Source organism: Burkholderia cepacia ATCC 25416 (genome assembly GCF_001411495.1).
GTDB classification, from domain to species: Bacteria; Pseudomonadota; Gammaproteobacteria; order Burkholderiales; family Burkholderiaceae; genus Burkholderia; species Burkholderia cepacia.
Map to the genome: position 1 here is coordinate 1794472 of NZ_CP012982.1, position 18566 is coordinate 1813037.

The window sequence follows — 18566 nt, forward strand, 5'->3', positions numbered from 1 at the left end:
GAGCCTCGCCGCGCGTCAGCGGAACAGCTTCTCGATCGTTTGCGCGCCGAGGCCGACCTTCTCGTAGTGCGCCTTGCACATCGCGATGTACGAGTGCACGTCGAAGTAGCCGTCGGGTTGGCCTTCGTCGTCGAGCCAGATCAGCGGCCCCTTGACGATGAAGAACGCGCGCATCGGCTCGGGGTGATCGAATGCGACGAGCGTGTGGCCCTCGCCCGGCGTCTCGTAGACGAAATCGCCGCGCGTCGCGGTCCATTCGTGCTCCAGGTAACCCCACTTGCCCGACAGCGTGTAAGCGAACACCTCGTGCGGGTGATAGTGCCGGTTCACGAGCCCGGCTTCCTTCGCCATCAGGATGTCGCACCATTTGTTCTGCGACGGCGAGATCCACAGCGGCCGCGACGAAACCGTTTCGGTGAACGGAACGTAATAGCGCTCGTCGTCGGTGGCCGCGTTCGCGATGTAGGCTTCCGGAAGCGCATCGGGCTTGAACGGATTGGCAATCGGCGGGATGTTTTGCCAGAATTCGGCTACGGCTTGGTCGACCACGGTTCGTCTCCTTGTGTTTGGATGTCGTGGGCTCGACTTTAGCCAGCAGGTGCGCGCCGCTCTTGACTGGGCTGGACGAATTGCTTGATCGGGCCGGACATCGCACCGCACGACGTTTAAACGATCCATCCCCCAATTTCGCATTGCATGGCGCTCCGCACGACGGGCGCCAGCAGGAGGCGACGTGACGAATTCGACCGTTTTTTCACGCACGCGAGGCTCGACGGCCGACGTGCCGGTGCGCGACCGGATGGCGTACTGGGACGCATTCAATGCAGAGACGCTGGTCGGCCTGCGCTGCTCGTCGCTGTCGCCGGCCGGGCTCGAGGTCGAGAAGACCGACATCGCGCTGCCGGGCCTCGGCATCGCCGACATCAGCGGCCAGGATCACGTGATCGAACGCAGCCCCGCGCTGGTGCGCCAGTTGCCGAAGGAGTCGTTGTTCGCGTGCCAGATCCTGAGCGGGCGTGCGTATTTCATCCAGCACGACCGGTGCCTGCTCGCGGAAGCCGGCGATGTCGTCGTCTACGACACGCGTGTGCCTTATCTGTTCGGATTCCTGACACCGATGCGGCAGTTGCTGATCGATATCCCGGTCACGACGCTCGACGACCGGCTCGATGCGGAACTGGCGGCGCTGCCGCTGCGGATCGCGCCGAAGCCGGGCGCGGGCGCGATGCTCGGCGCGACGTTGCGCGCGAGTGTCGAGCGGTTCATGAAGGACCCGGTCGAGCGCGATGCCGCGCGATTCGCCGAGTACACGCGCACGCTGATCGCGGAACTCGTCGACGCCGAAGTGAACGGCGCGGGCGCGTCGCGCGCGTCGCTGTCGTACCTGCTGACCGCGAAGCAGTACGTCGCGACGCACCTGGGCGACCCGGAGCTCGGGCCGCAGGCGGTTGCCGACGCGGTCGGGCTGTCGCTGCGCCACCTGAGCCGGCTCTTTGCGGCCGAAGGCGAGTCGATCACGCAGCACATCTGGTCGGAGCGGCTGGCGCACGCGCATCGCGAGCTGACCGATGCGCGGCTGCGCAAGACGAGCATCGGCGAGATCGCGTTTCGCTGGGGTTTCTCGAGCCAGGCGCACTTCAGCCGGGCGATTCGCGAGCGCTACGGCGCGTCGCCGATGGCGTTGCGCGACGCGGCGCACGCGGCCGGCCGCTGATACCGGCAGCCGATGTGGATGGAGCGGCGGCGCGTGTCCCACGCGCCGTTTTTTTGGTTGCAGCGAACGACGGCGCAGATGCGCCGCGTCGCGTCATTCCGCCAGCATGAATTCGGCGCAGCGCTCCGCGATCATGATCGTCGGCGCGTTCGTGTTGCCGGACACGATCCGCGGCATCACCGACGCATCGCAGATTCGCAGGCCGTCGACGCCCTGCACCGAGAGGCGCGGCGTCACGACCGCGTGTTCGTCGTTGCCCATGCGGCAGGTGCCGGCCGGGTGATAGACGGTTTTCGCGCGGCGCCGCACGTAGTCGGCGAGTGCCGTATCGGCCAGCGTCTCGGCTTCGCGCACGATGCGCGCGAGCGACGGCGCGCGGATGATCCGCCGCGCGAGCGCGACGCCGCGCACGAGACCGTCGACATCGGCCGGGTCGGACAGCGCGCCGCTGTCGAACAGGATCGGCGCGGCCGGATCGTTGCCGCGCAGTTGCACCGAGCCGCGCGAGCGCGGCCTGAGCAGGCACGGGTTGATCGACAGGCCGTGGCCGGGCAGCGGCTCGCGATCGACGTCGCCGACGAGCGTCGGCAGCACGTGGAACTGGATGTCGGCGCGGCCGCTGCCGGTCGTGTCGACGAACGCGCCGGATTCGACGACGTTCGACGTCAGCAGGCCCGTGCGGCACAGCATCCACTGCAGCCCGTGCCGCAATGCCTTCAGCCCGCGATCCTCGCCCAGCAGGCTCACGGGCGCGTGGCTGCGGCCGTAGATCGAGACTTCGAGATGATCCTGGTAATTCGCGCCGACGTCGCGGCTGTCGTGCAGCACGTCGATGCCGTGCGTGTGCAGGTGCGCGCCGGGCCCGATGCCCGACAGCATCAGCAGCTTCGGCGTGCTCAGCGCACCGGCTGCGAGCACGACGTCGGCGCGCGCGGCGGCCGAACCCGTCGCGCCGCTTGCCGTCCGCCATTCGACGCCGGTCGCACGCCGGCCGTCGAACAGGATGCGCGTCACGCGGCAGCCGGTCAGCACGCGCAGGTTCGGATGCCGCAGCGCGTCGGCGAGATAGGTGGCCGCGGTACTGCCGCGCCGGCCGTCGAAGATCGTCGTGTGGTAGAACCCGACGCCCTGTTGCGCGGCGCCGTTGAAATCGTCGTTGTAGGCGATGCCGGTTTCCTGCGCGGCTTTCACGAAGGCGAGGCTCAACGGATGCCTGAAGCGCGTGTCGCCGACCTTCAGCGGCCCGTCGGTGCCGTGAAACGGCTCGGAGAGGCGCAGGTGCGATTCGGCGCGCCTGAACACGGGCAGCACGTCGTCCCAGCTCCAGCCCGTGCAGCCGAGCGCGGCCCAGTCGTCGTAGTCGTCGCGCGTGCCGCGCACGTACAGCATCGCGTTGACCGAACTGCCGCCCCCGAGCGTGCGGCCCTGCGGCACGTAGGTCTTGCGGCCCGCCGCACCGGCTTGCGGCTCGCTCTCGAACGTGACCGTGCGGCACGTGCCGAGTACGCGGATGAACGTCGCCGGTATCCGGATGAACAGGCTGTCGTCCTTCGGGCCGTCCTCGAGCAGCAGCACGCGCCTGCCGGCCTTCACCAGCCGGTGCGCGACCGTGCAGCCGGCCGAGCCACCGCCGACGACGATATGGTCGTACGTCTCCATCCCGCTTCTTCTCCTTGCTGTCGGGCGGCGAAACGAGTGCCGCCGCGCAGGAAGCCAGCTTAGCGGCCGCCATGCGGCCCCGTTTGACCGGGACGGACGTGGTGTTTGCCTCGCAGGGACAGGGCGGCGGGTGGACGGTGGCGGGCTACCGCGCGTCGGCCGGCGCCGGTGCCGACGCGCGCGACTCGCTCGGCGTCTCGCCGAAGCGCGCGCGATAGCTGCGGCTGAAGTGCGCGCTGTTGTTGAAGCCCCAGCGGAACGCGATTTCGCTGACCGTCAGGTGCTTCAGCGACCGGTCGCGCAAGTCGGCGCGGCAGCGTTCGAGCCGCCGCGCAAGGATGTAGCGCGTGAGCGGCGTTCCTTCGATCTCGAAGACGCGCGCGAGCTGGCGCGGCGACAGGTTGATCGCGCGGCTCACCGACTGGCTGTCGAGATCGTCGTCGGCGAGATGGCTGTCGATGAACGCTTTTGCGCGCGACAGCGTGTGGACGGTCGACTTGGTCGGCGACGCGTCGCCGTCGCGCAGCCGCAGCATCGACTGCACGAGATCGAGGATCGCGGCGGCGCGCCGTTCGCGCGCACCGGGCGTCGGCTCCTGCGGCGCGGCGAGCAGCGCATACACCTGCCGCACGGCCCACGATGCGACGCCGTCGTCACGGTCGATCTTGACGAGGCTGCGGTAGCGCCACGGGCCGACGCGCGCCTCGAACACGTCGCGCGGCACGTCGAGCACGGTCATCGCCATGTCGGCGGGAAAACCGTGACCGTACGGCATCGACGTGTCGTAGAGCACGAGGTCGCCGGGCCCGTGCTGCATGCAGTCGACGTCCTGGAACGTATAGCCTTGCCCTGCGTGCATCAGGCAGATGAACACGGCATCGCGCTGGTCCGCATGGATGTTGTGCGGCGTGCGCACGACCGCGTGCCGGTTCGCGACGATGTCGCAGGCGCCGAACAGCCCGAGATCGCGCTTGCGCAGCGTCGCGTCGATGCCTTCCGACGACTTGCCGCTGCATTCGATCCGCACGAGCGTGCGCGCGACATGGTCGACCCAGAAGTCGACGCGTTCGTGGCCGCGCACGGCGCGCGTCGAGATCGTGGCGATCTCCGTGCTGGTGTCCGGCATGACGTTCTCCCGATGACCGCCTGAGCGGCGCAGTCTCGGGTACGTCGGAGCGCGTGGTCAATCCGTGAAAGACCCGGGACACGCCCGTGACGCCCTTGCAGCGGGGCATGGCGGGCGCAGGCGCGATCGATGTCCGGCCGAGTCAAGGGAAGCGGCCGCGTGAGTCAAGACACGTGTGCGATTTCGGGTTAGGTCGTGCCGGGTTACTTCTTCGAAGACGACGGCAGCCCGAGCGACACGTCCTGCTCGTAGCCCATCTTGCCGCCGCGATACTCGACACTGACGTAGCCGGCCCGCCGCGCGTCGGCGACGTTCGCGTAGATCGACGTCATCACCATTCCGGCGTCGCAGTCGAGCGCGATCGTGCGGTCGATGCGGCCCGTCGCGATGTTCACGGCCCGCAGCGACTGCATCGCGAGGCCGCACTTGTCAGACAGCGCATAGACGCCGACCAGCATGTGCGTCTTCGTGCGATACCACATCGGAATGTCGACGGTGCCGTCGAGCCGGACGTGATCCTGATCGTTGTCGTTCAGTCGCCCGACTTCATTCAGCGTGACGGGTAATGTCTTGCGGCCGTCGTCCCAGGTGCCGGTTGCCGTTTGACCGGCGACGTTCAGCGCGATCGGGCAGGGCTTCGGCCGCGACGGCGATGCGGCGGGCACGACCGGCGAGTCGGCGTTCGATGCCGGCGGCGATGCTTCGCACAGCGTCATGCGGCCATCGGGCTCACGGCGGCCCTGCAACGGGATCGGCTTGCGATGCATGTCGTAGTAGTAGCTGCCGTCGACGCGCCAGCGGCCCGCGTCGTTGCGGTTGATTGCGTCGTAGGTCTGCAGCGATATGTGGACCGGCGCGGTGCCGATCGTGCCGGTGTAGTTGACGACCTCGTACCAGCCTGCATAAGACGCGGCCGGCGCGCAGGCGAGCGGCACGGCGAGCATGGCGGCGAACGGGCAGGCGTAGCGGGCGCGACGGGTGTTCCGGGGCATGGGCGTTTTTTGTGCGTGGTGTGGGTCCGGGCGTCACGGATTTCGGTCCGGCCGTGTCGAGCCGTGCGGCGGGCCGCCCGTGCGCCGCCATTGTATCCATCCGCCTCACCCGAATGCCCTGCCTCCGCGCAGGCGGTGACAAGGGCGCGCACGCGACACGCGCCGGTCGCGGAACCGCGCAGGCCGCGCGATCCGATCGACTGGCCCGCTGCCGACGACTTCAGGCCGCGCTGGCCTCGTCGATCCGGCGGATGTCGTCCTGATCGAGTGTGACGCGGATCGCGTCGCCGAGCGATTCCAGCTGCGCCAGCGATGTCGCGCTCGCGATTGGTGCGGTGATCGTCGGCCGCGCGATCTGCCAGGCGAGCGCGATCGCGGCCGGCTGCGTGCCGTGTTTCGCGGCTACCGCATCGAGTGCCGCGAGGATGCGCAGCCCGCGTTCATTCAGGTAGCCGGCGACGCGGTCGCCGCGCACGCTCTTCTTCAGGTCGGCCTCGCTGCGGTACTTGCCCGACAGGAAGCCGCTCGCGAGCGCGTAGTAATTGACGACACCGAGCTTCAGGTCGCGCACGACCGGTTCGAGATCGCGTTCGTAGTCGGCGCGATCGAGCAGGTTGTATTCGGGCTGGATGACCTGGTACGCGGGCAGGCCGTCGCGCTGGCTGATGTCGGCGGCTTCGCGCAGCCGCGCGCCGCTGTAGTTCGATGCGCCGATGATGCGCACCTTGCCCGCTTCGATCAGCGTTTGATACGCGCCGAGCGTTTCCTCGAGCGGGGCCGTGTCGGCGAGATCGCTGTGCGAGAAATACAGGTCGATGTAGTCGGTCTGCAGGCGGCGCAGCGAATCGTCGGCGGCTTTCAGGATGTTGTCTTTCGTCAGCCCCGCGCGCGCGGCCAGCAGGCCGACCTTGGTCGAGATCACGACCTGTTCGCGCTTGCCGGAACGCTTGAGCCACTTGCCGATGATCGTTTCCGACTCGCCGCCGCTGTTGCCGGGGGCCCAGGCCGAGTAGACATCGGCCGTGTCGATGAAGTTGATGCCGGTGTCGGCGAGCGCGTCGAGCAGCGCAAACGACGTGTTCTCGTCGACGGTCCAGCCGAAGACGTTGCCGCCGAACGCGAGCGGCGAAACCTGGATGTTCGATGTGCCGAGGGGGCGGTGTGCCATGTTTCTCTCCGGGTGCTGCGGGATTAGGGGATTGGACTGCGGGAGATGAAGCCGGTCGCGTTGAGACGGCGAAGCGCAGCACGAGGTTCCTCCTGCAGCACGCAAACCGACGTGTTCGGAGGCCGTGTGTCGGGATGCCGGATCAAGCGGCATCATCATGGATGCGCCATCCGTTCGAGCGTCGCCCGGTACGCCGCAAGATATTGTATTTGTTACCGATTTCTTTCGAGAGGCGAAGAAATTACCGGGTCGTGTCAGCGTTGTCGCTGGTCGCGCTCTACGATATCCTTTCATCCCAAAAATAGGGAGGCAGCGCGCCGCTGCCATTCGAACGAAAGATCATTCTGAGGCGGTCATGGCTGACCTTGCAGCATTTATTCGCCCTCCGTTTTTCCTGCAAGACAAGCGCTTGCTCACGCTGTCTTTCCCCCACGACGACGCGCCTTCGGTCACCGACTCGTACGGCCGGCATCGTCCGGCGCGGCTGGTTGTCGAGCGGCTCGTCGCGCACGAGGGGCTCGGGATCGACTTCACGTTCGAACTGACGCTGCTGTCCGGCGAGGCCGGCGTCACGCTGGACGACATGCTGGGCAAGCTGCTCGCGGTGTCGATGGTGCGCCCCGATGGCGGCCTGCGTTATTTCACCGGTTACTGCACCGAGTTTTCGCTGGTCCGCAACGACGATTCGATTGCGGAATATCGCGCGGTGCTGCGCCCGTGGAGCCATTTCCTGCGGACCCGCGTGAACAACCGCCTGTTCCTCGGCCAATCGCTTCAGCAGCAGATCGGCACGCTGCTCGCCGATTACCAGGGGCTCGCGCCGTCGTGGGAGTGGCGCGTGCGCGGCGACGATCCCGCGCGCACGATGAACGTCCAGGGCGGTGGGCTCGGCGAAAGCGACTGGAACTACATCGTCCGCCATCTGGAAGCCGTCGGGTGCCTGTACTGGTGGGAGCACGACGAGAAAGGCCTGAAGCTGATCGTCGGCGACGACAGCACGGTGCAGTGCCCGGCCGTCGACGGTCGCTCGCCCGTGATCCGTTTCCAGACGCACGACGGTCCGATGGCCGCCGACGCCATTTCGCAATGGTCCGCGGTGCGGTTGCTGTCCGCCGGCAGTTACAGCGCGACCGCGTTCGATTTCAAGGCGCCGCATGCGGCCAATGCGCAGATTCCGACGCTGCATCCGCCGGGCGTCGCGCCGCAGGTCGAGCATCACGAATACGTGGGGCACTACGGTTTCGCGAAACAGACGCGCGCCGGCGATGCGCTCGCACGCGTGCGGATGGAGGAGATCGAGGCGGCCGCGACGCGTTTCGACGCGGCCGGCAACCATCACGGCATCCTGCCCGGACGCTGGTTCCAGCTGTCCGATCACTTCAGCGCGGCGTCGGGCAGCCCGCAGGATCACGAGTACCTGATTCTCGAAGCCCGTCACGAAGCAGCGAACAACTACCTGCAGGCGGACGGCAAGCCCGAGTATCGCAACCGCTTCGTCGCGGGCCATCGGCATACGCCCTGGCGCCCGGGCCGTGGCTTCAACAGCGAACCCGTGCGCGTGCTGGCGCCGCAAACCGCGACCGTCGCGGGCGCGAAGGGCGCCGGCAGCGTTGACGTCGACGAATACGGTCGGGTCTGCATCGTCTACCACTGGGATCGTGCAGCGCAGACCAGCGCACGGATTCGCGTGGCTGCCGGCTGGGCCGGCGGCGAGAAGGGCATGATCGCGCATCCCCGCGTGGGCAGCGAGGTGGTCGTGATGTGCCTCGACGGCAATCCCGACCGGCCGATCGTGGCGGGTACCACATACAACGCGGAACGGATGCCGCCATGGGCGCTGCCCGACCAGCAGGTGTTGACGGGGCTGCGCAGCCGCGAGCTGTCGGGCGACGCCGGTAACGCGGCGGGCGGCCGCTCGAACCACGTGCTGCTCGACGACACGCCGCAGCAGCTCCAGTTGAAGCTGCGCAGCGATACCGACGCCAGCGAACTGACCCTGGGACACAACGTCCGCATCGACAATACGCAGGGGCGCACCGATCAGCGCGCGCGCGGGTTCGAGTTGCGGACCGACGCGCACGGTGCGGTTCGGGCGGCCAAGGGCCTGTTGGTGACCAGCGAAGCGCGCTACGACGCGCGCGCCCATGCGACGGACATCGACGAAACCGTCGCGCGCCTCGACAAGGCGCACGACCTGCACGAATCGTTGTCGGGTTCCGCGCACGACGTGAAGGCGCAGGAGTCCGGCGACCAGGATGCCGTCCATCAGGCGCTCCGCACGCAGAACGACGGCCTGAGAGGCACCGGCGGCAATCCTCAGCAAGGCGAGTTTCCGGAGTTCGCGCAGCCGTTTCTCGCGCTCGCCAGCCCGGCCGGGATCCTGGCCACGACGACGGGGTCGACCCATGTCGCGAGCGACCAGCACGTCGCGTTGACGAGCGGCGCCCATACGAGCATCGGCGCGGGCAAGAGCATGCTGGTCAGCGCGCAGGAGGCCGTGCGCGTCGCCGCGTTCGAAAAAGGCATCCGGCTCGTGGCCGCCGCCGCCGACATCGACATCCAGGCGCTGAAGGACAGCATCAACGTGCTGGCCAAGCTGGACGTGAAGGTCGATGCGAACCGCATCACCATCACCGCGAAGGAAGAAGTCCTGATCAACGGCGGCACCAGCTATACGCGCTGGAACGGCAGCGGCATCGTCCACGGGACCAAGGGCGAATTCACCGCGCATGCCGCGTCGCATACGTTCATCGGGCCGGACAGCCTGCCGGTGCCCGCGCGCGCGTTCCCGGGCACGGCGTGCGCGCCGTGCATGGTCAACGCGGCATCGATGGCGTCGCCGTTCGCGGCCAAGGCGTGAGGCAGGGCAGCGCATGACGAATGACCTGATTGCCGCGCAGGCGGCCGACGCGTTGCAGGCGGCGCTGTCGTCGCAGGACGGGCTGCGCGCTTACGTCCTGATCGATGGCGCATTGCTCGATACCTTGCCGGACGATGACAAGGCGTCGTGGCCCGCGTTCGTCGCGGCCTCGCTGCTCGACGACGCCGCCGACGACGAGGCGAGAATCGTCGGGCCGCTGCTGTTCGAATGGCAGCCCGACGCCGACGGTGCCGATGCCGCGGACGCGATCGAGCCGCGCAGCATTCCGTGGCCGGCAGCGAGCGTGCTCGTGTCGCCGCTGTCGCTCGAGCGACTGGCCGCGCATCTGGCGCCGATGGTGGACGTCCAGCTCGAGCAGATGGAGAGCGTGATGCTGATGCGCTTCTTCGATCCGCGCGTGCTGCCGTTCTGGCTCGACATGCTGCCCGCCGCGCATCGCGCGTATCTGGCGCAGGGCGTGCGGCACTGGATTCACCGCGATACCTCGCTGCAGCTCCGGACGGCGGACATCGCCGCGCCCGCCAACGTCAGGCAGGCCGCCGAATTTCCGCTGCAGTTGACCCAGGCTCAGGAAGACGATCTGCTCGCCGCCTGCTATCCGTACACGATGCTCGAGCGGCTGCGTACCGAAAAGCCCGCGCTGCTCGCGTCGTTGCCGGCCGCACAGCACTACGGCTTCGTGCGCGATCAACTGGCGCGCTGCCGCGCGCACGGCGCCGACAGCGCGGCGTCGCTGCTGATCTATTGCGAACTGGCGTTGCGGTACGGCGCGCGCTTCGACGAGGATCCGGCGATGGCCGCCGTGTTCGACGCGGTGGCGCAGGGGCAGGCGTTTCCGGAGGCACTGGCGCTGGTGCCGGCGGAAGACTGGCGGCGAATGCAGGAAGCGGCCGCGTGATGGCGCGTGCGCGACGCGACTCGAATGAAATCGACTGGAAGAGAAGGAAGTTCAATATGAACCGCTGCTGGATCAGCTTGCTGTCCGTGATGGTCTTTTCCACGGCTGCGTGCAGCAAAACCACGGGCGATGCTGAAAAGGAAAGCCTGGCCCCCGGCGACGCGAGCAAGTGGAATGACCCGAATTACGACGTCATAACGGCGGGGTCTTTCAACTATACGGATTACGATATCTACGGCGTTTACCTCCTGCCGCCGGACAAGAACAGCCTCGACGATGCGGCGAGCGCCGATGGGAAGAGCGCGACGCCGCGGAGCGCGACACGCTGGACAGGCGGCGGCGGGCAAAGACCGAGCCTCGCATGGGATTTGCGATGGACCACGCCTCGCAAGTTCAAAGTGTGGTGGGAGCGCGTGGTCGACAAGCGCGCATTGGAAGCCTCGTCCCCCGATTACGACGAGTACACGCATCGAGAAACCCGACCCGGGATGGCATGGTGTGAAGGCGAGATCACGATCACGCGCCCGCCCGTGAAGGGCAAGAGCGGCGGTATCGTGTTGCACTTCTTCCCCGATGGCCGTGTGGAAGGTGATATGGACTTCCACGTCGATGGCCCAGTCCCGAAGGTGGCGCTTTCAATGCGCGACGAGCAGCGCAAGCTGACCGGTCGTGCCTGCCTGAAGGAAATTCCCAATCCGTTCTATGGGCGCAAGAAGCCGGCCCAATGGAACTGACGCTGGGCACATTGCCGAAACAGGAGCGAAACTGCCGTGAGCAATCCCCCCATTGTCAGACGCATCTCGGATCTCACCCCCGCCGAGGACGCCATCCGCAGTGCCCAGCGAGAAATTCTCGATCCGCTGCTGATCGAGCAATGCAAGGAGTGCCCGAAGCCCGTGTGGTTCACGGCATTCTTCGACGGAACGGGCAACAACTTCGACCTGGACGGCCGTGGTTTGAAGGATGTCAAGCTGACCAAGTACAGCAATATCGCGAAGCTCTGGCGGTTTGCGCATGCTGAAGACAACGCGTTCCCCCGGACCGTTGCACGCTATGTCGAAGGTGTCGGCACGCCGTGCGACAAAGTAGGAGATACCGGAAAAGGTCTCGACAACGCACTCGGTATGGCTGCCGCGAGAAAAGGCGAGTTGCGCATCCGATGGATGCTCAACGAACTCGACAGGCATGTCACCGGCCACATGCCTGCTGTGAGCCAGATCAACCTGGCCGTATTCGGTTTCTCGCGGGGCGCGACGGAAGCGCGTGCCTTCGTTCGCATGCTGACCGAGCAACTCGCCGAGAATATCGGCGGGAGGCTTTGGTGGAACAAGAAGAACATGAAGGGGCATCGCCCCGAAGTGGTCGTTTATTTCCTTGGAATTCTTGATACGGTTTCGTCAACGGGCTTCGGCGGCAGCCGCGTCGAGGCTGCGGGACCGGCCATCGCTACCATTTTTTTCGGACCGCTCGCCGGCGGTTACCTCTACTACATCGACAAAGGCGGTCACGCGGAATGGGCGAACGATATTCGCATTCCGGGCTACGTGCGGCAATGTGTTCACTATGTGGCATCGCAGGAGGTGCGGGAAAAATTCCCCGGTGACTCGGTGCGGGAAGACCAGAAGATTCCCGCGAACTGCCGCGAGGTGTACTACCCTGGCATGCACTCGGACGTGGGCGGTGGTTACGAGCACAACTACCAGGAAGGTCGAACCAACGAGTTGGCCAACGTTGCGCTGAACAATCTCTATATCGAAGCATGGAAGGCCGGCGTCCCGTTTCGTTCACCAAAGGAACTGCTTGCGGACGCAGGGCAACAGTTCGAGATTTCCAAGGAGCTGGAGGCCGCATGGAATGTCTACATGGGTCAGGGGGGCGGCAAAAGTGCGGGCGTGGCGCCGAACAGCGACAGGCTCGAGGCGCAGGTCATTTGGCACATGAACCGCTATTATCAGTGGCGCGCCAGCAGAAGCCGACGCCTGAAGGACGGCCGTCTGAAGCCACCCGGTGGCGTGGACGATCATATGGTCATTACCGATCGCGAGTGGAATGAAGATACGGATCGCTTGCGTCATGCAAACGGCGGATACCTGACTGTCTCTGTTTCGGAACAGGAAAAAGCCATCGACGCGGCCGTCCGGGTTGCCGGCAACTGGCTGGGTAGCCTCGATCCAGCGACGCGCGCGGCGTTCGACAAGTTCTTCGACCACTATGTGCACGATTCGATTGCAGGTTTCAAGAAGCAGATGGAAGACGGCTACGTCGGCGCTGCGGAATTGAGCCGCTGGACGGTCAACCGCCAGTACTTCATGGGCAAGCGCGGCAAGAAGTTCCTGTACTGGCGCTACGAGGGCGACAAGGCCGAGCAGGCCGCCACGCAACTCGCCAAGGCCGATCCGCCCAAGCAGCAGGATCCGATGGCCGCCGACGAACCCCAGCTGGCCAGCAACCAGCCCATCGGCGGCACGCTGCCCGACACGACATCGACGGCCTGACGCCGATCGCGACCGGCTGGCCTCACGTCGCGGCAGACCGCATCTGCCGCGACGCTCCCCTCCCTACCGCAACTGCACGGCCGCGAGAAACAGCACCATGCTGCCGATCGCGCCGTCCAGCACGCGCCACGCAACGGCCTTGCGGAACCACGGCGCGAGCAATCGTGCCCCGTAGCCGAGCCCGAGGAACCACATGACGCTGACCGACATCGCGCCGATCGCGAACGCGAGCCGCGCGCCTTCCGGTTCACGCGCGCCGGCCGTGCCGATCAGCAGGAACGTGTCGAGATACACGTGCGGGTTGAGCCACGTGAACGCGAGCGTCATCAGCACGATCGCGAGCCCGCTCTGCGGCGGCGGGGCGACCGCATCGCCGCGCACGTCGAGCGTTTCATGGCCCGGCTTGAACGCGCGGCGCAGCGCGTTGATGCCGAACCACGCGAGATAGGCGAGGCCCACATACAGCACCGCATGGACGAAGGTCGGATAGCGTTCGACGAGCGCCGATGCGCCGCCGACGCCTGCGCCGATCAGGATCATGTCGGACAGTGCGCACAGCAGCACGATCTTGCCGACATGCGAGCGCATGATGCCTTGCCGCAGCACGAATGCGTTCTGCGCGCCGATGGTGACGATGAGCGACCCGCAGAGCGCGGCGCCGTGGGAAAAAGCGAGCCAGTTCATGATGGATGACAGCAGGAGAAGCAGTAGACGGATGAATCGGGTAGCGCTAGTCTGCGGTCAGCATGAAAATAAGAGAAGCTAAATCACCTAATGCAGATTAAGGAAATCTAATGCTCGACTACGCGTTGCTCGATGCCCTCGCGGCGGTGATCCGGCACGGTTCGTTCGAGCGTGCGGCCAAGGAGCTGAATGTCACGCCGTCGGCCGTGTCGCAGCGCGTGAAATTGCTGGAGGAGCGGGTCGGCAGCGTGCTCGTCAAGCGCGGGCAGCCGTGCGTCGCGACGACGTCGGGTGCGCTGCTGTGCCGTCACACCGAGCGCGTGCAGCTGCTCGAGGCCGAGCTGGGCGGGCGGATGCCGGCACTCCCGGGCCAGATCGCGAGCGCATGGCCGATGTTGCGCGTGGCCGTCAACGACGACAGCGTCGCGACGTGGTTCATCGACGCGGTCGGGCCGTTCTGCACGGAGCGCGAAACGTTGCTCGATCTCGTGATCGACGATCAGGATTACACGGCTTCGCGTATTCGCGACGGCAGTGTGCAGGGCGCCGTGACCGCGCAGGCCGAACCGATCCAGGGGTGCCGATCGGAGCGGCTCGGGCGGATCCGCTATCGCGCGGTATGCTCGCCGGCGTTTTATGAACGCTACTTCGGCGCGGGCATTACCCGCGATGCGCTGCGTCGCGCGCCGTGTGTGATGTTCAATCCGAAGGACGGGCTGCAGGCGCGTTTCATCCGGCGCGTGACGCGCGCGGATCTCGATCCGCCGCAGCACTGGATACCGCACGTCGCGGGCTATCTGCGCGCATGCGAGACGGGATTGGGATGGGGGATGTGTCCGGACCGGATGGTCGATCGCCAGCTGGCGGCGGGTGAACTGGTCGACATGTCGCGCGGGCGAACGATCGATATCGACCTTTACTGGCAGAGCTGGCGTTTGTCGATCGGCTGGCTCGACGATTTCAGCGCGGCGCTGAAGGCGCGCGCCGCGCTGTTCCTCGATTGACCGGTCGCGTGACGCAGGCGGCGCGGCGCGCGAGATGCGCGCCGTGCGGGATCACGTCAGACGTGGTGCAGGCCGTCGAAATCGACGATCTGGACGTGGCGGCCCTGCATTTCGATCAGACCGCGCTTCTGGAATTTCGACAGCGTGCGGCTGACCGTTTCGAGCGTCATGCCGAGGTAGCTGCCGATGTCTTCGCGCGTCATCCGCAGGTTGAATTCCGACGGCGAGTAGCCGCGCTTCAGGTAACGCGACGATACGTCGAGCAGGAACGCGGCGACGCGCTCTTCGGCGTTCAGCGAACCGAGCAGCATCGTTTGCGACGTTTCGCGCACGATCTGTTCGCTCATCAGCTTGTGCATGCGCAACTGCATCGAACCGGCTTCCGAGCACAATGCCTTGAGCGCGCTGTACGGAATCACGCAGACGGAGCTGTCTTCCAGCGCGACCGCGGTGCGCGGATGCGTGTCGTCGCAGATGCCGTCGAGGCCGAGCGCTTCGCCGGCGAGATGCAGGCCGGTGACCTGCTCGCGGCCGTCGTGGCGCGTCGCGACGGTTTTCAGCGAACCCGAGCGCACCGCGTACAGGTTGTCGAATACGTCGCCTTCGCGGAACAACGCTTCGCCGCGCTTGACGGGACGCGCCGCGCAGATGACCGATTCGAGGCGACTGAGCGCTTCGGGCGCCAGCCCCTGCGGCATGCACAGGTGCCGCATCGCGCACGTCGAGCAGTGGGCGGCCTGGCGAGGCGCCCAGCTACCGGCATGAGGCGTGGCGGCGGGACGTGTGGCGACGGGCGTCAGCATGATCGTTTACTCCGGCGTTGAATCGACGGAATCATTGTCCCACCGCAACTTGCCGCTGTCGGGTGACAAAACGTCGCGACCGGCCGCGTATGCCGAACGCCGTTCACGCGGCCGGCTCGTCGACGTTGGCGGCCGCCGGGATCAGCAGCACGGGCAGCGTCGCGTGGCGCACGCATTGCTCGGCGATGCTGCCGAGCACGAGACGGCGGAACCCGCGGCGGCCGTGCGTGCCGAGCACCAGCAGATCGGCGCCGAACGCTTTCGCGCCGTCCAGGATCAGCGACGATACGTCGTTGAGCGACGTCGCTTCACTCAGCCGCGTCTCGCCCTTCACGCCCGCTGCCTGCATCAGCGTCGCGAAATCCTTCGCGAGCGCGTCGCCCTGCGCGACGAGCTGGTCGCGCAGCACGGACGGATCGTAGCCGGGCACGTTGTAGTAGATCGCGGCGTTCTCGACGACGTAGAACGGTTGCAGCTCGGCGCCGTGCGATTTCGCGAGCGCCAGCGCGGCATCGAACGCATGGCGGGACGTGTCGCTGCCGTCGACGGCAACCAGAATACGCTTGTACATAGTGTCTCCGAGTGGCGGGTTGAAACGAAGTCGGCCGGATGGCCGATCGGGCTGGGCGATGCGCGATGCTGCGAGGCAGGGTAAACCAATGGCCGGGACTTTGCAGCGAGGTGCCGGTCGTGCCGCGCGGCGGTGCCGCCTCCGATTTTGCGGCGCACGCCATGCACAGGGTGCATGCAGTGACGTGCGGGACGTGTCGTGCGGCGTGGCCGCCGCCGTCGTCCGCATCGTCGGTGGAAACGCATGCGCGGGCAGCGTTGTCGCGCGCGGCACATGCGCATGCATGTGCATCGCCACGCGCGCCGATCGAAGCGACACCGCGCGACGGTCACGCGGATGCATCGCCCGCATCGCCATTCAATCGCAATCGCGCCGTTTCGACATGACTTCGATCAACGCATCTGCATCGGCGCGATTCACGGCGTGCATGAGACCGCCGGCGCCGTCGCGCGGAATCGTTCGTTCCTGCATCGCGCGGTTGCCGGCCCATGGTCGGCGCACCGTCGCGTGCGCCGATCCTCGGCCATCGGCTGTCGGCCGATACCGGTTGGCAATCGAACGATCGATTCAAACGCCGCGCCGGCTATCTCGGGACGGCCGTCAGCTCGAATACGCGCTCCGGCCGCCGCTGGTGGCCGGGCCAGTACGCGCTGCCGTACATCCGGTGGACGGGGCCGAACGGCGCATCACTCATCGCCGGCGGTGCGTCGAAGCCTTTCTCGATCACCATATATCCGGCACGCAGCGCGAACGCCGGATGGTTGCCACCGGGGCGGCTGTCGAACCCGGCGAAGCCGTCGCCGGCTTCCGGCATCGCATTGACGAGCGACGCGTTGCTGCGCGTGATCTGGTCGGGCGAGATCGGCCCGCCGCCGGCGAGACGCGACGCCTCGCGGTTCTTGCCGTCGGTGTCGACCGTGCTGTCGTGCGTGTCGTCGTTGTCGAGCTCGATGCTGCGTGGGCGCAAGCGCTCGGTTTGACCGGATGATTCCATCGCGGCTCTCCTCGCGGCGAAGCGTTCCGGATCGAAGCAAATCCCGTTCCGGACATGACGGGAAAAGGCGCGCGGGCGATCGCCGCGGTCGCGCGACGCGCACTGATTTGTCGTGATTTATTTCAGCTAGAAGACGCGTTTTCTACAGAGTATGATTCTTTTCCTGCGAAGCGGCGACAGGGGATTGAGTCGCGCCGCCTCTGCCCGCGCCGGGGCGCTGCAGCACCCTTAAAGACGGGCAGTGAACAACAAAGCAAGGGACTAGAGGTGGCGGATTCATGCAAGCGACTACTGCCTTCACGCACCGCGGTTATCTGTTGAACTGTGCACCCGCGCGTGCCAGCGACGGTTCGTTCAAGCCCTACGTCGTGATCTCCCGATCGAGCGACGGAGAGCTCGTTGCGAACCGCTTTTTCCCGATCGAGCTCCAGTTCAACGACGAAGGCGACGCGATCGCGCACGCGCGCGACTGGGCCGTGCGATGGATCGACGCCAGCAGCATCACGATCTGACGCCGCCGCGATTCGGTGCCCTCGGCCGTCCGGCCGATCCCCGGCGTGCCGCCGCCGGGCACAAAACGCGGTAATCTTGCGGAACCCGTCACTTTATTAGCGGCCGTGCGACCGAGCGCGGCCGCCTGCATTGATATATGTCGACATCACCCGCCCGTCAGTGGGGCCTGGAAGAAATCGTCGCCGGCTTGCGTGAGTCGCGCGAGGAACTCCATCGCACGCGCCATCCGCGCGGCATCCGCGAACTGCCGTCACGCGATGCGATCTGCAAGATTGTGACCGGCCTGCGCGCGTCGATGTTTCCGACGCACTACGGCGCACCGGATCTGACCGACGAAAGCGTCGATTTCTACGTCGGCCACACGCTCGAAAGCACGCTGCGCATCCTGTCCGAACAGATCCGCCGCGCGCTGCCGTTCCTGCCCGAGCATGCCGATACGCCGTTCGCCGAGCTCGACGAACGCGCGTTCGAGATCGCGCGCGAATTTGGCCGGCAGTTGCCGGCGGTTCGCGCGCTGCTCGTCAGCGATATCCAGGCCGCCTATGCGGGCGATCCGGCCGCGCAGCACATCACCGAGATCCTGCTGTGCTACCCCGGCGTGCTGGCGATGATGCACCACCGGCTCGCACACGCGCTGCATCAGCTTGGCGTACCGTTGCTTGCGCGATTCATCAATGAAATAGCGCACTCGGCCACCGGCATCGACATCCACCCGGGTGCGCAGATCGGCCCGAGCTTCTTCATCGACCACGGCACGGGTGTCGTGATCGGCGAGACGGCGATCATCGGCGAGCGCGTGCGCGTGTACCAGGCCGTCACGCTCGGCGCGAAAAGCTTTCCGGCCGATGGCGACGGTGCGCTGGTCAAGGGCAACGCACGGCACCCGATCGTCGAGGACGACGTGGTGATCTACGCGGGCGCGACGATTCTCGGCCGCGTGACGATCGGGCGCGGTTCGGTGATCGGCGGCAATGTGTGGCTCACGCACAGCGTGCCGCCCGGCACGAGCGTCGCGCAGGGCAAGGTTCGCGAGGGCGGGAGCACCGAGAAGCCGTAACGCGGCG

General features: G+C 66.5%; 17 protein-coding genes. 8 read left to right on the forward strand and 9 right to left on the reverse strand.

What is annotated here, in order from left to right:
- Positions 1–15: 15 nt before the first annotated feature.
- Positions 16–549: a 2,4'-dihydroxyacetophenone dioxygenase family protein gene (locus APZ15_RS25330; protein ID WP_027790113.1), complete on the reverse strand. Its 534-nt coding sequence runs from the start codon at positions 547–549 to the stop codon at positions 16–18.
- Between the two features lie 184 nt (positions 550–733).
- Here APZ15_RS25330 and APZ15_RS25335 point away from each other — a divergent pair, with 184 nt between their 5' ends.
- Entirely contained in the window at positions 734–1714 is a 981-nt protein-coding gene (locus APZ15_RS25335) for a helix-turn-helix domain-containing protein (protein ID WP_027790112.1), read from the forward strand.
- A gap of 93 nt (positions 1715–1807) precedes the next feature.
- Here the strand turns inward: APZ15_RS25335 and APZ15_RS25340 are convergent, their stop codons facing one another.
- From APZ15_RS25340 to APZ15_RS25355, 4 genes are all read right to left on the reverse strand, one after another.
- Positions 1808–3373 carry a GMC family oxidoreductase gene (locus APZ15_RS25340; protein WP_027790111.1) on the reverse strand — a complete coding sequence of 522 codons (1566 nt, stop codon included), beginning with the start codon at positions 3371–3373 and terminating at the stop codon, positions 1808–1810.
- Between the two features lie 145 nt (positions 3374–3518).
- Positions 3519–4499, reverse strand: a complete 981-nt coding sequence (locus tag APZ15_RS25345) for a helix-turn-helix domain-containing protein (RefSeq protein ID WP_027790110.1) — start codon at positions 4497–4499, stop codon at positions 3519–3521.
- A 203-nt stretch (positions 4500–4702) separates the two neighbouring features.
- A complete protein-coding gene (locus APZ15_RS25350) occupies positions 4703–5491 on the reverse strand; it encodes a hypothetical protein (protein WP_034195991.1) in 789 nt (262 codons plus the stop codon).
- A 220-nt stretch (positions 5492–5711) separates the two neighbouring features.
- Positions 5712–6659 (reverse strand): aldo/keto reductase, encoded by a 948-nt coding sequence (locus APZ15_RS25355; RefSeq protein ID WP_027790109.1) that lies wholly within the window; start codon positions 6657–6659, stop codon positions 5712–5714.
- 355 nt (positions 6660–7014) lie between these two features.
- Between APZ15_RS25355 and APZ15_RS25360 the strand changes: the two genes are divergently transcribed.
- The 4 genes from APZ15_RS25360 to APZ15_RS25375 are packed head-to-tail and all read left to right on the forward strand — an operon-like array spanning position 7015 to position 12933.
- Positions 7015–9519 carry a type VI secretion system Vgr family protein gene (locus APZ15_RS25360; RefSeq protein ID WP_027790108.1) on the forward strand — a complete coding sequence of 835 codons (2505 nt, stop codon included), beginning with the start codon at positions 7015–7017 and terminating at the stop codon, positions 9517–9519.
- Positions 9520–9532: 13 nt separating this feature from the next.
- Positions 9533–10438: a DUF4123 domain-containing protein gene (locus APZ15_RS25365; RefSeq protein ID WP_027790107.1), complete on the forward strand. Its 906-nt coding sequence runs from the start codon at positions 9533–9535 to the stop codon at positions 10436–10438.
- A gap of 56 nt (positions 10439–10494) precedes the next feature.
- The gene (locus APZ15_RS25370) at positions 10495–11172 is read left to right on the forward strand and encodes a DUF3304 domain-containing protein (protein WP_027790106.1); all 678 of its coding nucleotides are present in this window, start codon (positions 10495–10497) and stop codon (positions 11170–11172) included.
- 36 nt (positions 11173–11208) lie between these two features.
- Positions 11209–12933 (forward strand): T6SS phospholipase effector Tle1-like catalytic domain-containing protein, encoded by a 1725-nt coding sequence (locus APZ15_RS25375; RefSeq protein WP_027790105.1) that lies wholly within the window; start codon positions 11209–11211, stop codon positions 12931–12933.
- Between the two features lie 63 nt (positions 12934–12996).
- Here the strand turns inward: APZ15_RS25375 and APZ15_RS25380 are convergent, their stop codons facing one another.
- The gene (locus APZ15_RS25380; protein WP_027790104.1) at positions 12997–13617 is read right to left on the reverse strand and encodes a LysE/ArgO family amino acid transporter; all 621 of its coding nucleotides are present in this window, start codon (positions 13615–13617) and stop codon (positions 12997–12999) included.
- 110 nt (positions 13618–13727) lie between these two features.
- Between APZ15_RS25380 and APZ15_RS25385 the strand changes: the two genes are divergently transcribed.
- Positions 13728–14621, forward strand: coding sequence for a LysR family transcriptional regulator ArgP (locus APZ15_RS25385; protein WP_027790103.1), 894 nt, complete (start codon positions 13728–13730; stop codon positions 14619–14621).
- A 56-nt stretch (positions 14622–14677) separates the two neighbouring features.
- Here the strand turns inward: APZ15_RS25385 and fnr are convergent, their stop codons facing one another.
- The 3 genes from fnr to APZ15_RS25400 all read right to left on the reverse strand — a co-directional run bounded on the left by fnr (position 14678) and on the right by APZ15_RS25400 (position 16989).
- Positions 14678–15424 (reverse strand): fumarate/nitrate reduction transcriptional regulator Fnr, encoded by a 747-nt coding sequence (gene fnr, locus APZ15_RS25390; protein ID WP_027790102.1) that lies wholly within the window; start codon positions 15422–15424, stop codon positions 14678–14680.
- 103 nt (positions 15425–15527) lie between these two features.
- Positions 15528–15995 (reverse strand): universal stress protein, encoded by a 468-nt coding sequence (locus APZ15_RS25395; RefSeq protein ID WP_027790101.1) that lies wholly within the window; start codon positions 15993–15995, stop codon positions 15528–15530.
- A 583-nt stretch (positions 15996–16578) separates the two neighbouring features.
- Positions 16579–16989: a DUF3005 domain-containing protein gene (locus APZ15_RS25400; RefSeq protein ID WP_027790100.1), complete on the reverse strand. Its 411-nt coding sequence runs from the start codon at positions 16987–16989 to the stop codon at positions 16579–16581.
- Between the two features lie 278 nt (positions 16990–17267).
- Between APZ15_RS25400 and APZ15_RS25405 the strand changes: the two genes are divergently transcribed.
- Together APZ15_RS25405 and epsC are read left to right on the forward strand one after the other, a co-directional pair.
- Complete coding sequence (locus APZ15_RS25405) at positions 17268–17501, forward strand: hypothetical protein (RefSeq protein WP_011356723.1); 234 nt, start codon at positions 17268–17270, stop codon at positions 17499–17501.
- A 137-nt stretch (positions 17502–17638) separates the two neighbouring features.
- Positions 17639–18559, forward strand: a complete 921-nt coding sequence (epsC, locus tag APZ15_RS25410; protein WP_021157582.1) for a serine O-acetyltransferase EpsC — start codon at positions 17639–17641, stop codon at positions 18557–18559.
- Positions 18560–18566: the final 7 nt, after the last annotated feature.

Coding starts and splice junctions, on each gene's coding strand:
- APZ15_RS25340 (WP_027790111.1), bottom strand. CDS start 3,373: ATGGAGACGTACGACCATATCGTCGTCGGCGGTGGCTCGGCCGGCTGC.
- APZ15_RS25345 (WP_027790110.1), bottom strand. CDS start 4,499: ATGCCGGACACCAGCACGGAGATCGCCACGATCTCGACGCGCGCCGTG.
- APZ15_RS25350 (WP_034195991.1), bottom strand. CDS start 5,491: ATGCCCCGGAACACCCGTCGCGCCCGCTACGCCTGCCCGTTCGCCGCC.
- APZ15_RS25355 (WP_027790109.1), bottom strand. CDS start 6,659: ATGGCACACCGCCCCCTCGGCACATCGAACATCCAGGTTTCGCCGCTC.
- APZ15_RS25360 (WP_027790108.1), top strand. CDS start 7,015: ATGGCTGACCTTGCAGCATTTATTCGCCCTCCGTTTTTCCTGCAAGAC.
- APZ15_RS25365 (WP_027790107.1), top strand. CDS start 9,533: ATGACGAATGACCTGATTGCCGCGCAGGCGGCCGACGCGTTGCAGGCG.
- APZ15_RS25370 (WP_027790106.1), top strand. CDS start 10,495: ATGAACCGCTGCTGGATCAGCTTGCTGTCCGTGATGGTCTTTTCCACG.
- APZ15_RS25380 (WP_027790104.1), bottom strand. CDS start 13,617: ATGAACTGGCTCGCTTTTTCCCACGGCGCCGCGCTCTGCGGGTCGCTC.
- APZ15_RS25385 (WP_027790103.1), top strand. CDS start 13,728: ATGCTCGACTACGCGTTGCTCGATGCCCTCGCGGCGGTGATCCGGCAC.
- fnr (WP_027790102.1), bottom strand. CDS start 15,424: ATGCTGACGCCCGTCGCCACACGTCCCGCCGCCACGCCTCATGCCGGT.
- APZ15_RS25395 (WP_027790101.1), bottom strand. CDS start 15,995: ATGTACAAGCGTATTCTGGTTGCCGTCGACGGCAGCGACACGTCCCGC.
- APZ15_RS25400 (WP_027790100.1), bottom strand. CDS start 16,989: ATGGAATCATCCGGTCAAACCGAGCGCTTGCGCCCACGCAGCATCGAG.
- APZ15_RS25405 (WP_011356723.1), top strand. CDS start 17,268: ATGCAAGCGACTACTGCCTTCACGCACCGCGGTTATCTGTTGAACTGT.
- epsC (WP_021157582.1), top strand. CDS start 17,639: ATGTCGACATCACCCGCCCGTCAGTGGGGCCTGGAAGAAATCGTCGCC.